Source organism: uncultured Nostoc sp., assembly GCF_937863485.1.
Taxonomy (GTDB): Bacteria; Cyanobacteriota; Cyanobacteriia; order Cyanobacteriales; family Nostocaceae; genus Nostoc.
Map to the genome: position 1 here is coordinate 36,329 of NZ_CALMFY010000166.1, position 12,887 is coordinate 49,215.

The following is a 12,887-nucleotide window of genomic DNA, read 5'->3' on the forward strand; positions in this document are numbered from 1 at the left end:
GCGATTGTAGCGACTTTTTATTTACAGCAGACTACAATAAGGCATTACAATGCCCACCCTACAATCTATTGTTACTACACAAAGTTGTCGTTTTCTTTCATGAAGAGTTTCTATACCAATCCGAGTTGAGTTAAAATCTCTAATCCACAACAGCGAGTTGACCTGGAAAATGTCAAAATTAAATGAGTTTTGCGTAGGCGCATACTCCTACGGAGAAGCAAGCTACGCGTAGCGTCTCCTTGGCGCAGCCTCTCGTAGAGAAGAGTTGCGACTTGTCGCCAGACATCGCCACTTTACATAACGTGGATTTGAGATAACTAAGTTGAAATTTATGGGCAAGCAACGTGTTCTTTCTGGAGTTCAACCAACAGGCAATTACCATCTAGGCAACTACTTGGGAGCCATTCGCAACTGGGTAGAAGGTCAGAGCGAATACGAAAATTACCTTTTTGTGGCTGATTTGCACGCGATTACAGTGCCACACGACCCAATACAGTTGGCCGCTGATACCTACACCCTTGCTGCGCTCTATCTAGCTTGTGGTCTTGATTTAAATCACTCCACCATCTTTGTCCAATCCCACGTTTCCGCCCACAGTGAACTTACTTGGTTGCTCAACTGCATTACACCTCTAAACTGGCTGCAAGATATGATCCAGTTCAAGGAAAAGGCACTCAAGCAGGGAGAAAATGTGAGTGCAGGCTTATTGGATTACCCTGTGCTAATGGCGGCTGATATTTTGCTTTACCAAGCCGATAAAGTCCCAGTGGGTGAAGACCAAAAGCAACACTTGGAATTGACACGGGATATTGCAGCTCGGTTAAATCACCAATTTGGTAAACCAGATCAACCAGTTCTGAAGTTACCAGACCCTTTGATTCGCAAGGAAGGAGCAAGGGTGATGAGTTTAGCAGACGGTACACGCAAAATGTCGAAGTCCGATCCTTCAGAGTTAAGCCGAATCAGTTTGCTAGATCCGCCAGAGCAGATTCAATACAAGATTAAGCGTTGTAAAACTGATCCGATTCGTGGGCTGACTTTTGATGATCCAGCGCGTCCAGAGTGTAATAACTTGTTAACGCTCTATACATTGCTTTCTGGTAAGAGAAAGGAAGATGTAGCAGTTGAGTGTCATGATATGGGCTGGGGACAATTTAAGCCATTATTGACAGACACGATAATTGAGTCCCTGAAGCCAATCCAAGAAAAATATCAGTCAATAACGGCGGACAAAAGCTATTTGGAATCTGTGTTGCGGGATGGAGGGGAAAAAGCTAGAGCGATCGCAAATCAAACTTTATCACAAGTAAAAACTGCTTTAGGCTACTCTCTTCCTTTATAGGTTTTCCCTTCAGGTGTGATTTGCTATACCATTTAATAAATGGAAATTCTTAATTTTATGCATTACACCCATAGCCGCACAGCCTTCAAGAGAGCTGTACAAGCAGGTGAATTTTTAGTTACCGCCGAGGTAGCACCGCCGAAAGGGGGAGATCCAGCCCACATGATTCAAATGGCGGCGACTCTTAAGGGAAGGGTTCATGCTGTTAATGTTACTGATGGTAGCCGTGCAATGTTACGGATGTCTTCATTAATGGCGTCGGTGATTTTGTCACAAAACGGCATAGAGCCGATTTGTCAAGTTGCTTGCCGCGATCGCAACCGCATTGGTTTACAAGCTGATTTGATGGGCGCTCATGCTTTGGGCATCCATAACATTTTAGCTTTGACTGGCGACCCAGTAAAAGCAGGCGATCATGCAGATGCCAAATCAGTATTTGATTTGGAAGCTGTGCGACTGCTGCAACTAATTCGGAAGATGAATCAAGGCGTTGATTGCAACGAGAAACCCTTGACTGATGGAGCGCTAGATTTATTTGTTGGTGCAGCGGTAGATCCGCAATGTAAAAGTTGGTCGGGTTTACAAAGTCGATTTGAACGCAAAATCGAAGCAGGAGCGCAGTTTTTTCAAAGTCAGTTGATTACCGATTTTGACCTGCTAGAAAAGTTTATGGACACAATTGCTGCTGGCTATAAAAAACCGATTTTGGCAGGAATTTTTCTGTTAAAATCGGCGAAAAATGCCCAGTTTATTAATAGGTGTGTTCCGGGTGTAAATATTCCCCAACATATTATTGATAGATTGGCAAAAGCCAAAGACCCTTTTGAGGAAGGGATAAAAATTGCCGCCGAGCAAGTGCAAATAGCGCGGCAATTATGTCAGGGAGTCCATGTGATGGCGGTGAAGCGTGAAGATGCGATCGCGCCAATTTTGGATTTAGCTGGGGTTGCTCCAGTTAATCAGTTGGTATCCAAGTAAACGAAATGATGGATTTTTTTATTAAAGTAGATGGAAGCAACCATCTGCTTTTTTTATGCTGAATCAGATGCGTCAACACTATTTTTGATAAACTTTCAATATCCAATTTTCGCTTGACTAAATCCAGGTGCAAACTGACAAAATATTTTATAGCTTATTTCAAGCTTTTCCTAGCATATTTTTTACGATAATTTGCGATCCGACTGTCAATGTCAACGCCTATGAATTTGTTTCAGTCGAACTAAAAGAAATTGCTTTTAGGATTGATGGGGTATTCATCCCCACAAATCAAACTACAAATCAACCACTGTACTTTGTGGAAGTCCAGTTTCAATTAGACTCAACTTTTTATAAACGCTTTTTTGCCGAAATCTTTCTTTACTTGCGTCAAAACGAATCAGTAAATTTTTGGCGTGCTGTTGTTATTTATCCGCAACGAAGTTTAGATCCCACCGATCAGTTACCGTATGAGTTGCTGCTAAACAGTTCACAAGTGCAACGCATTTATCTAAATGAATTAGATACGGGGGAGAACTCACTTCAAGTTGCGATCGTTAAATTAATTATTGAAAGAGAAGAGACGGCCGTTGACAAAGGTAAAGAATTGATTTTACAAGCAAGACAACAACTGACAGATGAAGCAACCAGAAGGCAAATTGTAGAATTAATAAAGACTATCCTGTTGTACAAATTTACCCGGTTAAGCCGAGAGGAGTTAGCAGAAATGTTGGGTATAGACGATGAATTCAAAAAGACAAGGATGTATCAATCAATCAAGCAAGACGGCTTGGAAGAAGGTCGCCAGGAAGGTCGCCAACAAGCTAAATTAGAAGCTATTCCCCGGTTGTTGGCATTGGGGTTGAGTGCAGAACAAGTGGCGGTGGCTCTCGATTTGACAGTGGCACAAGTACAGGAAGCCCAAAATCAGTCTGGCTGATAGTGGGCGCTACTTGAGTATTGCGCTTTATCTTTGGAAACACTCTGCTATATATTGCTTAAGCAAAGCGTGCAAGATATCAATAAAATTTTTTACCTGAAGTGCGACGCCGAACAGCCCGTCGTCGCAGTTAAACACTTGGGTTACATCTTACCGTGTTGCAGCACTTCTTGTAGATGTCGGCGAACCTCTTGTGCGTGTTCAATATCAGATTGGCGCAATTTTTGGAACAACTCTACACAAGGCTGAGAACCTACTTGCTCTGCATCTTTGATGTAAATATCATAAGCTTTAACGGCTTCAGCCTTGTTGTGCAATACGGTGATAAAATCGTACTCTAAGTTGCTAATTGGTTCTTGAGACTGTCCGTTACCTGTATTTGTAGTCATTGCTTGACCCTCTTTTAGAATTTCTAATTAACTTTATACTCACCCTTCAAGAGCGATTCATCTCCCCAAAAGAGTATAGTTGAATACGTCGGAAGTACCTTATGAGGGTAAGTTAGGTACTAATACTTCTGGCTTAACAGTCGTCAAAAAAACCGATATGGTTTCAACTCTTTCTCCCTACTCTCCCACTCCTCACTCCCTAATTTCATAGAAGTTTATCCAAGAGGTTGATTTTCATCACATTGACGTGAATACTGCAATTCCAACTCATTTTGCCGTTCCCTATCTCCTCTATACACAATCGGGCACAACTTAGTGTTAGCGCTCATACAATCCATGTGTGGCGTCTTAGCACAGACCACAAGTAATCCACCCAAAACAAACAACAAACCACAAATTGCAGCTGTATTAACCCAAGAAATTTCCAGCGCTCCCTGAACTACTACTTCTCGCAGTAGAGATACAATTGTTACCTCAACTGCTACTCCCACAGAGATACTATGTTCTTGCAAGTAGACCATTAACAGTCGAAATAACTCGACTAAAATCAACACGAATAGGATTTTTGCAGTCACATGTTTATAATCCAGTTGCTGCGTAATGGCGATAAATAACCCCCACAATTGCATCAGCATGACGGCAAACAAAGCCAAACACAAGACAATCACAATTAAGTCTTGAAAGGCTTCCATGTTGCGAACAATTGAGTGCCGATCAAGCCAGCGATCAGAAAATAAAAATCGACTCTTCAGGCGCTTTTGCATGTACGTTTCATTCCAATCGGGACAAGTTAAGACAACACCAGCGAGTCAACCCAATAGTTTTATGTTATGCAATATTAAGCTTTTGTGCTTCAGCGAGGTTGGTAATTTAAATTTTGTACCTGTTGTAACAATTGCTCGGCATTTTTTGCCCACTGGAGATTACCTTGAGCATTGTATAAATCTCTGGCAAATTGGAATACTTGTACTGCATCTCCATATTGCTGTAGCTGCATAAAAACTAACCCTGCACCATAATAAGCGTTGGGATAGTTGGAATTAGCTTCGGCTGATTTTCTAAAAGCTTCTAATGCCTCTTGTGATTTGCGTTGCTGAAACAAAATTGAACCAAGATTGTAGTAAGCTTCTGGATACTTCGGATTAATTTTTACTGCCTGATTAAAGGCATTTCTTGCTTGCTCAAGTTTACCTTGTTGGAGATAACACATCCCCATATGATAAGGTGGTTCTGGTGCATTTTTGCTATATTCTATGGCTTTTTTAAAAGATGCGATCGCTCGCTCACAATCTCGTTGCTGTTCTCGCACCAACCCCAAGTTATAATGGGCAAATCCTAGTTTGGGATCAAGTTCTAGGGCGCGTTGCAAATAATCGTTAGCTAACTTTAAATTATTACCTTCTAACAACGCACCACCTAAATTAGCAAAAGCAGGAGCAAATTTGGGATCGGCTTGCGTCGCTCGATAAAATGCATCCGCAGAGGGTTGTAATTGTCCCGTTTGTCGGAATGCTAGCCCTAAATTATAGTGCGCTGGTGCTAATGTCGGATCTAATTGGGCTGCTTGTTTAAAGGCTGCGATCGCATCTTGTACCCTTCCCGCCTGAATTTCCTGTAAACCTTGGTTTAACCAGTTTATGGCAGTTTTACCTTTAGATTGTGCCAGCTTTGAGGGGACAGGAGGAGATAAAGAAAGAGAAGGTGAAGGAATGCTAACAACCAGTAAAGTCAAACTTACTAACCCTGCTATACGATATTTAGATAATGATAATCCCATTGATTTCCTAACTTGCAACACTTTCAGTTAAATTTACTTCATCAGAAGTTTTTTACAAAAATTTTTAATTTGCTATGAAAGTTTGTGATAGTTAACTTTTCTTAAGCTAAATCTTACGACAGACTACAATTTTTTGAAGTTTCGATTAAAGGGAGGATAATAACAAATTAAAGAAGGGGTAATTTTGACTCCAGAGAACCATTTTTTATCCCTGATATATACAGCAGAATAATGCGGTTAGGAAAGACTTACCGCAAGGGGGGTTTTATGAACGAAAAAGTAAAATCGGGTTCGCGGAATGTTGCAATCGTCGGTCCTTATTTAAGTGGAAAAACCACTTTACTAGAAAGCTTGTTATTTGTCACAGGGGCAATTTCCCGCAAAGGGAGTATTAAGGATAGCAATACAGTGGGAGATAGTGCTGCCGAGTCGCGCGATCGCCACATGAGTGTAGAAGTCAGCGCTGCTAGCACTGAGTATAGCGGCATTCGCTTCACTTTTATAGACTGTCCGGGAAGTGTAGAATTTGCCCAAGAAACGTACAATGCTTTAATCGGAGTGGATGCGGCAATTGTAGTTTGCGAACCCATACGCGAACGAGTCCTTACCCTTGCCCCTCTATTTAAATTCCTAGACGATTGGGAAATTCCCCACCTCGTCTTTGTCAACAAAATGGATCGGGCAAATATTCACGTTTTGGAAACATTACACGCCCTGAAAGCAGTATCTAGCCGTCCCCTGGTAGCGCATCAATATCCGATCATGAACGGGGAACAACTCACCGGCTTTATTGATATGGTGAGTGAACAGGCATATCAATATCATCCAGGCGCACCTGCTGACCCCATCTCCTTTCCCGAAAGCTTAAAAGAAGAAGAACATATAGCACGGGCAGAAATGCTCGAAGCATTAGCAAATTTTGACGACCATTTACTCGAAGAACTTTTAGAAGACATCGAGCCACCCCAAGAGGAAATCCTCAAAGATTTAAAAATGGAATTAGGGGCAGATTTGGTAGTGCCCGTTTTCTTTGGTGTGGCAGAACAAGATTATGGTGTTAGACCTCTATTAGAAGCCTTGTTACGGGAAGCCCCCGAACCAGAAACCACAGCAGAACGTCGCTTAAAAAACTTAAAAGGTGATACACCTCTAGCGCAGGTATTAAAAACTTACTACACTCCCCAAGGTGGCAAACTCTCTCTGGTGCGTGTTTGGCGGGGCAAATTAACTGATGGTATTGTCCTCAATGGGATTCGGACTGGTGGAATTTACCGCCTCATGGGACAACAACAGCAGTTTGTTAACCAAGTTAGTGCTGGTGAAATTGTCGGATTGAGCCGTTTAGAAGGAATCAAGACAGGGGATACAATCTCTATAGAACAGCAGTCTGCAATAGAATTACCCAAAGCTGTACAGTTGGAACCAGTGTATGCTCTGGCGATCACACCAGAAAAGCGCAACGATGAAGTTAAACTCAGCGGTGCCATTACCAAGTTATTGGAAGAAGACTGCTCACTTGCGTGGGAACAACACGGCGATACTCACGAAGTAATCTTGTGGGGTCAAGGCGAGATTCATTTGCAAGTCACTCTAGACAGACTGCGCCGCAAATATAACCTACCGATGACAACCCATTTACCGCAAGTGCCTTACAAAGAAACCATCCGCAAAACGGTGGCTTCAGTTCATGGGCGCTACAAGCATCAAAGCGGTGGTCACGGACAGTTTGGTGATGTTTTTCTCGAAATCAAGCCTTTACCACGCGGTACAGGTTTCAATTTTAATGAAACCATTGTCGGCGGCGTGGTTCCCAAACAGTACATTCCTGGGGTGGAAATGGGCGTGCGGGAATTTCTAACGCATGGGCCTTTGGGCTTCCCAATAGTCGATGTGGCGGTAACTCTGACTAATGGTTCGTATCACAACGTTGACAGTTCCGAACAAGCTTTTAAGCAAGCTGCCCGATTGGCAATGCAAACGGGGATACCCCAAGCGGAACCTACCCTGTTAGAACCAATTCTGCGGGTGGATGTGACGACACCTAGCGAATTTACCTCCAAAGTGCTGCAACTGTTGAGTGGTAGACGGGGGCAAATTTTAGGTTATGAGGGTAAAAACGATTGGCAAGGCTGGGATAATGTCTCTGCATACTTGCCACAAGCAGAGATGCAAAACTTTATTGTAGAGCTGCGATCGCTCACTCTTGGCGTTGGTTCCTTCCACTGGGAATATGACCATCTTCAGGAAGTGCCAGAAAAGCTTGCCGAGCGTGTCATTCACAGCAATGGTAATGGTGGTAACGCCAACGGCAAATAATTTTGGATTTTGGATTTTAGATTTTGGATTAATCTAAAATCAACACTAGCCCGGAACTTTAAGTTTCGGGCTAATAACTAAAGTCTAATAAATCGTTGTCAGTCTATATCTTCTTCAGTAAGACCTGCATCCTTTAGCAGTCCTTTCAGTGTTCCAATAGGTAAATCGCGATTGCCATAAACAGGAATAGAGAGAATGACACCTTTGTTGGCATAAATATGGTGACTGCCAGAAATCTGTTTCAGGTTCCAGCCATACCGTTTAAGAATTTTACATAAGGCTTTACCAGAAACAGATTTCATAGAGATATTTCAATCAACTGTTTATCAGGTTCAAGTTCTTCCTGCTGGCTAGCAACTTCAAGCCAACCCTGAATCGCATCTTTAAGCATTTCTAACAAGTGTTCGTAGCTTTCTCCCCATGTGTGACACCCTGGTAGGGCTGGTACTGAAGCACACCACACATCATTTTCTTGCCAGATAACGGCTTTGATTTTCATGATAAATATAAAGAATCTGTAGATTGTACTTCATGTAATAAAAAATACGAAAAATTGTGTAAGATGTTTGTAATCACTTTAGGTTAAGTATTTATATTTATGATGTGAAGTCGTAGGTAAGCACTACCACTAAGCAAGCACTCAAGGAGAAAAACGTTAGTGTCTGAAGCAAAAGTAAATTGTGATTTAAATAATGGCGAAGAACGTTTAGAAAAAAGAATTCTTGTGCTTGGTTCAGCACCTCATACAAGACAGATAAGCGCTTACACTTGGGATAGATTGCCGGAATTTCTTAATGTTGCTGATTATGATGTAGTTATTCTTAACCTAAAACCATTTTTTGATCAGAATTTTGCTGACAACATAAATATAGAGACATTTCCCTCTTGGCAGCAATTTGCCCGACTTGTATTTAGCCAAGCAAGCGAACTGATTATTATTGGAGAGCCTACAATCTACACTGGAAAAAATTCTTATATTGATATTTCCATGTGGCTACCACCATTACTTCCACAGTTGGTATTTGATTTGGGTAAAGAAATTCGCAATATTAACCCTGAGTTTAGCTATTACTTCAAGTATGTGCGTCGATGGTTCTCTCATAGAACCTCTAATTATAATATTCCTAACGAATATATTCGGACTCATTATTTAAACTTAGTTCATCCTCAAGCTGAGAATTTAGAAATTCAATGTCATTCACTTGCACAAACCCGATTTCAAGAAGATATTGCTTTCCGAATGAAGTTTCAAGTATTGAGTGTAGATAGAGGAAACTTTATTGATTCACAGAAACCTCCAGCAGTTCTTCGAATATCAGGTGATGTCATTTGTCTTCCCATACCAACAGAAATTTCTGCCCAGGAAGCAGTTGATCTAATTTTACAAGAAAGATATAAGTTACAATTTGAGTCAACTCCACCAGCATGGGTAGAAGCATACAAACTTCCTCACGAGTTGCCCATTGAAGCTGAGATAGATCGGTGTAAAGATGCAATTAAACAATTGGAAAAGGAACTTACAGCAGCTACAATCCGATTGGGAGAAGAGTCACGATTTCGTAAATTACTTTACGAACAAGGTGAAGCTGCATTAGAACCGGTTGTGCGTGATGTGCTAAGGGAATTAGGTGCTCAGGTTGATGAACCAAAACAGCCAGGTAAAGAAGATGGACGATTAATTGATCCTAAGCAGCGGAGAGGAATGCTAGAAATTAAAGGCTTAACACACCAATTAAAGCTACGCGAGGTGCGTCAACTCGATCAGTGGGTACGGGATGCGCTTATTGATGAAGATTGGGAAAGTAAAGGAATATTAATTGTAAATGCATTCCGTAATGAACCTTTAGGGAATCGAGGTGAGCCTTTCCCGCCTAACTGTATTCAAGCTGCAAAAAAGTCTAATCAATGTCTAGTTACAACAATGCAGCTTTATAACGCCCTTTGTGCCTTGCAAAGAGGTGAACTGAACCTAGAAATATTTTGGGACACTATATTTAGCACAAGTGGTGTTTTTTCTTTACCTGGGCTAGATGTATTATGTACTAATAGCTAATGCTCGTAGATTGATTCGAGTAGAGCAGAGCATTTCGTCAATGGGTAACAAAGCAAATCAACCTAACTTAATGTAACCCTTGCTCTTTTAACAACTCACTCACCCAAGCTGCATTAACTTCTCCAAGGGGCGGAACTGCTTCACGAGTGTAGTCTATAGCCAAATCAAATCCGGCGCGATGGTAAACATAAATTTGCTTACAAATTTTACTTGACACAATTTCAATTCTATGTAATTTATACATCACACTATATTTGCTAGTAAGGTGCGTAGGCTTTGCCCGCCGTAGGCATCGCTCCGGCGTTGCTTCCTTCCACTGGAAATACTAATAGTTAGTATCTTTCGGCTTCCCACCTTGCTGCTAGCTGAATGATACAGTATGAGCGTTGCTAGAAACTGATGACTATGAGCGGCGAGATTGTCGAAAAACTAAAGGAAGCTAGTACTAGCTTGTTAATGATGAGCGAGTCGGATTACCCTTTCGAGGTTGTTCAGTGGGAAGGTGCTGCACCTGCAACACAGGAGAAAATTTTACAGCTAACAGGTTCTCAAGACCTGCCAGTAGAAGTAGTAGACTTGGACTATCTCTTTCGTAATTGTGCATTTGAGCAAGAGTGGCACAATGAATTACAGAAAAAAGATGTTAAAAAATTTCAAACACTTGTCCAGACGCTTAAAGATAATCTTAGTGACATCAGCGTTTATCGGGTTGGACAAACAAATATTGACGCTTACATCATCGGACAAACTAAAGATGGTGACTTAGCTGGAGTAGCAACAAAACTGGTTGAAACCTAGTAAGCAGTTTGGAAATTTTTCTAAATAAAAGCCTAGCCATCTGTGCGGCTAGGCTTTCTCATTTTTGAAATTATCCAAACTTATAAATTGTCAACTTGCGCTTCTATTACAGACTGAATAAATGTTGGAACTTCTGAAAGAAAATTGTATCCAGTTAGGGATTCTAATGAGTCAACGCTAACTCGATAGTTTCTCCAATTCGCTGTTTGCACCCCTTGGGTGTTGGGAATATTGACACTAATTACTCTGGTGCTAGTTGTCACGCCAGCAACGCCTGAATCTGGAGTATTCAGTACAACAATAATTTTCCAAGTTCTATTAGGGACTTGAACCCGTCCATTAGCTATTGTATAGAACCTTCCGTTAGATCCGGTACCGCCCATCCCATATCCACCAGATATGATGTAGAGTTCTTTACCCTGTCCTACTAGAGTTCTGGCATAATCCTCTAAGTTTGCCCAAATCCCCTGATTGTTATCTGGGGCTTGAGCAATCATGTTGCTCATCAAAAAAGTGGCAGAATTATTGGTAACACTACTAGTTCTGTCACCACTAGGTGTCATGTGACCACGATCAAAGCCACTTCCGTTAAAATCGGTAGATTGAACTTGATAGCACCCAAAAGGAAGTGTTGTATCAGCCCGAAAAGTATCTTGCCTTGGTGTGCTACCTAACCAACTACTATTCAACTGCCAAGACACCCAATTTGGTCTACCTATTGGGCAGTTGTAACTAATTACATACTGTGGTTTTACCAGCAAGTAGTTATTTAGGCTGGAAGTTCCAGCGTTGCTGGGGTTGCCAAGGGTTAGGTGAACACTTACTGATGACTGGGCTAGTACTATCAGTGCCAACCCAATTATGAACAAAACTACCGCCACAAATGGCAATAGAAATTTGAAAATCTTGATTTTTTTCATGTTTTTGTACTTTTGATTACAAAAACAGTGTCCGAGTTCTTCACTTAAATATCAAGCATTCAGTGATACAAAAATGAGGAATAATAGTAGCTACTGATGGTTCAAAACGCAGTGACAAAGCTTCCTCAAGATTAGCCAATGCCTCAGTTTCAGTTTCGCCCTGGCTAGCAATATCAATCTCCAAGTACTGTGCCACAAACCAGTTACTTTCCTGCCATACACTTGCAGCAAAAGTTTGTTTCATAAGTTTTTATCGATCGGCACTTTCTTTCGATTTGATTATACGCTAGAAGAAAACCGGAGGTGCATTGAAGCCGCAAACGCTTATTTGCTAAGATTTTCAGTGCGACAACATTGAAACAGGGCAACTTCTGATCACCATGCCAACATCTACAATCGACAGTAAAGACGCAGCAGCCATCCAAGCCGCCAGAGTTGGGGTTGCTATATGCGATCGCTCTGGCTGGGGACGCATCAAAGTGTCTGGCGATGATCGCCTCAATTTCTTACACAACCAAAGTACTAACAATTTCCAAATACTTAAGCCAGGACAAGGTTGTGATACGGTTTTTGTCACTTCCACAGCCAGGACAATTGATTTAGTAACCGCCTACGTTAGAGAAGATGCAGTAATCCTGCTGGTTTCACCCAATCGCCGCCAGTTTCTCATGGAATGGCTGGATAAATATATTTTCTTTGCCGATAAGGTGGAATTATCTGATATCACACAATACACCAACACCTTCAGCCTGATTGGCCCAGGAAGCGACGCTATTTTAGAAAAGTTGGGTATTAGTGAACTCATCGGGCAACCTTACGGTAGTCACAAAGTATACACAATTGCTTCTGCCGAGGGAGTGCGGATTGCTGTGGGTAGTGGGTTAGCGGCTCCCGGATACACCTTAACTTTCCCCTATACTGATAAATCTTCTGTGTGGAACAAATTGTTAGAAGCTGGGGCGGTAGAGATGAGCGATCGCGCTTGGGATGCCTTACGAATCTTACAAGGCCGCCCCGCTCCAGATGCTGAACTCACAGATGATTACAATCCTCTGGAGGTTGGTTTGTGGCAAACAATTTCTTTTAATAAAGGTTGCTATATTGGGCAAGAAACCATCGCTCGATTAAACACATACAAAGGTGTAAAACAACACCTTTTAGGTATCCGCCTCAGTGCCCCGGCGTCAGTTGGAAGTGCGATCGCAGTTGGAGATGAAAAGGTCGGCAAACTTACCAGTTACACAGAAACTGCTGATGGTTATTTTGGACTAGGTTATATTCGCACTAAAGCTGGTGGCGTGGGCTTGAAAGTCCAAGTGGGAGAAACTGAAGGTGAAGTAGTAGAAATCCCGTTTGTTTCTCAGGAATACCCATAAG

The 12,887-nt window shown here is 41.8% G+C and carries 15 protein-coding genes; 7 read left to right on the forward strand and 8 right to left on the reverse strand.

Features of this window, described 5'->3' with window-relative positions:
- Positions 1-331 precede the first annotated feature (331 nt).
- From trpS to Q0541_RS22090, 3 genes are all read left to right on the forward strand, one after another.
- Positions 332-1,342 (forward strand): tryptophan--tRNA ligase, encoded by a 1,011-nt coding sequence (gene trpS / locus Q0541_RS22080; protein ID WP_298915368.1) that lies wholly within the window; start codon positions 332-334, stop codon positions 1,340-1,342.
- Positions 1,343-1,399: 57 nt separating this feature from the next.
- A complete protein-coding gene (locus Q0541_RS22085; protein ID WP_298915371.1) occupies positions 1,400-2,320 on the forward strand; it encodes a methylenetetrahydrofolate reductase in 921 nt (306 codons plus the stop codon).
- Positions 2,321-2,447: 127 nt separating this feature from the next.
- Entirely contained in the window at positions 2,448-3,257 is an 810-nt protein-coding gene (locus tag Q0541_RS22090; protein WP_298915373.1) for an Rpn family recombination-promoting nuclease/putative transposase, read from the forward strand.
- A gap of 143 nt (positions 3,258-3,400) precedes the next feature.
- On the opposite strand, the gene Q0541_RS22095 is transcribed toward Q0541_RS22090, so the two are convergent.
- The 3 genes from Q0541_RS22095 to Q0541_RS22105 all read right to left on the reverse strand — a co-directional run bounded on the left by Q0541_RS22095 (position 3,401) and on the right by Q0541_RS22105 (position 5,423).
- The gene (locus tag Q0541_RS22095; protein WP_298915376.1) at positions 3,401-3,646 is read right to left on the reverse strand and encodes a hypothetical protein; all 246 of its coding nucleotides are present in this window, start codon (positions 3,644-3,646) and stop codon (positions 3,401-3,403) included.
- Positions 3,647-3,861: 215 nt separating this feature from the next.
- The gene (locus Q0541_RS22100; RefSeq protein ID WP_298915379.1) at positions 3,862-4,410 is read right to left on the reverse strand and encodes a phosphate-starvation-inducible PsiE family protein; all 549 of its coding nucleotides are present in this window, start codon (positions 4,408-4,410) and stop codon (positions 3,862-3,864) included.
- Positions 4,411-4,499: 89 nt separating this feature from the next.
- Entirely contained in the window at positions 4,500-5,423 is a 924-nt protein-coding gene (locus tag Q0541_RS22105; RefSeq protein ID WP_298915382.1) for a tetratricopeptide repeat protein, read from the reverse strand.
- A gap of 267 nt (positions 5,424-5,690) precedes the next feature.
- Here Q0541_RS22105 and Q0541_RS22110 point away from each other — a divergent pair, with 267 nt between their 5' ends.
- Positions 5,691-7,739, forward strand: coding sequence for an elongation factor G (locus Q0541_RS22110; protein ID WP_298915385.1), 2,049 nt, complete (start codon positions 5,691-5,693; stop codon positions 7,737-7,739).
- 98 nt (positions 7,740-7,837) lie between these two features.
- Here the strand turns inward: Q0541_RS22110 and Q0541_RS22115 are convergent, their stop codons facing one another.
- Entirely contained in the window at positions 7,838-8,041 is a 204-nt protein-coding gene (locus Q0541_RS22115) for a type II toxin-antitoxin system HicA family toxin (RefSeq protein ID WP_298915388.1), read from the reverse strand.
- Positions 8,038-8,238, reverse strand: a complete 201-nt coding sequence (locus Q0541_RS22120; RefSeq protein WP_298915391.1) for a type II toxin-antitoxin system HicB family antitoxin — start codon at positions 8,236-8,238, stop codon at positions 8,038-8,040. The genes Q0541_RS22115 and Q0541_RS22120 overlap by 4 nt, the downstream gene beginning before the upstream one ends.
- Positions 8,239-8,397: 159 nt before the next feature.
- Here Q0541_RS22120 and Q0541_RS22125 point away from each other — a divergent pair, with 159 nt between their 5' ends.
- Complete coding sequence (locus tag Q0541_RS22125; RefSeq protein ID WP_298915394.1) at positions 8,398-9,792, forward strand: hypothetical protein; 1,395 nt, start codon at positions 8,398-8,400, stop codon at positions 9,790-9,792.
- A gap of 67 nt (positions 9,793-9,859) precedes the next feature.
- Here the strand turns inward: Q0541_RS22125 and Q0541_RS22130 are convergent, their stop codons facing one another.
- Positions 9,860-10,009 (reverse strand): DUF4058 family protein, encoded by a 150-nt coding sequence (locus tag Q0541_RS22130; RefSeq protein ID WP_298915397.1) that lies wholly within the window; start codon positions 10,007-10,009, stop codon positions 9,860-9,862.
- A 188-nt stretch (positions 10,010-10,197) separates the two neighbouring features.
- Here Q0541_RS22130 and Q0541_RS22135 point away from each other — a divergent pair, with 188 nt between their 5' ends.
- Complete coding sequence (locus Q0541_RS22135; protein ID WP_298915400.1) at positions 10,198-10,590, forward strand: nuclease A inhibitor family protein; 393 nt, start codon at positions 10,198-10,200, stop codon at positions 10,588-10,590.
- An 80-nt stretch (positions 10,591-10,670) separates the two neighbouring features.
- Here Q0541_RS22135 and Q0541_RS22140 read toward each other — a convergent pair whose 3' ends face one another.
- Together Q0541_RS22140 and Q0541_RS22145 are read right to left on the reverse strand one after the other, a co-directional pair.
- Complete coding sequence (locus Q0541_RS22140; RefSeq protein WP_298915403.1) at positions 10,671-11,510, reverse strand: DNA/RNA non-specific endonuclease; 840 nt, start codon at positions 11,508-11,510, stop codon at positions 10,671-10,673.
- Positions 11,511-11,550: 40 nt separating this feature from the next.
- The gene (locus tag Q0541_RS22145; protein WP_298915406.1) at positions 11,551-11,754 is read right to left on the reverse strand and encodes a type II toxin-antitoxin system HicB family antitoxin; all 204 of its coding nucleotides are present in this window, start codon (positions 11,752-11,754) and stop codon (positions 11,551-11,553) included.
- A 136-nt stretch (positions 11,755-11,890) separates the two neighbouring features.
- On the opposite strand from Q0541_RS22145, the gene Q0541_RS22150 reads away from it, so the two are divergent.
- A complete protein-coding gene (locus Q0541_RS22150) occupies positions 11,891-12,886 on the forward strand; it encodes a folate-binding protein (protein ID WP_298915409.1) in 996 nt (331 codons plus the stop codon).
- Position 12,887: the final 1 nt, after the last annotated feature.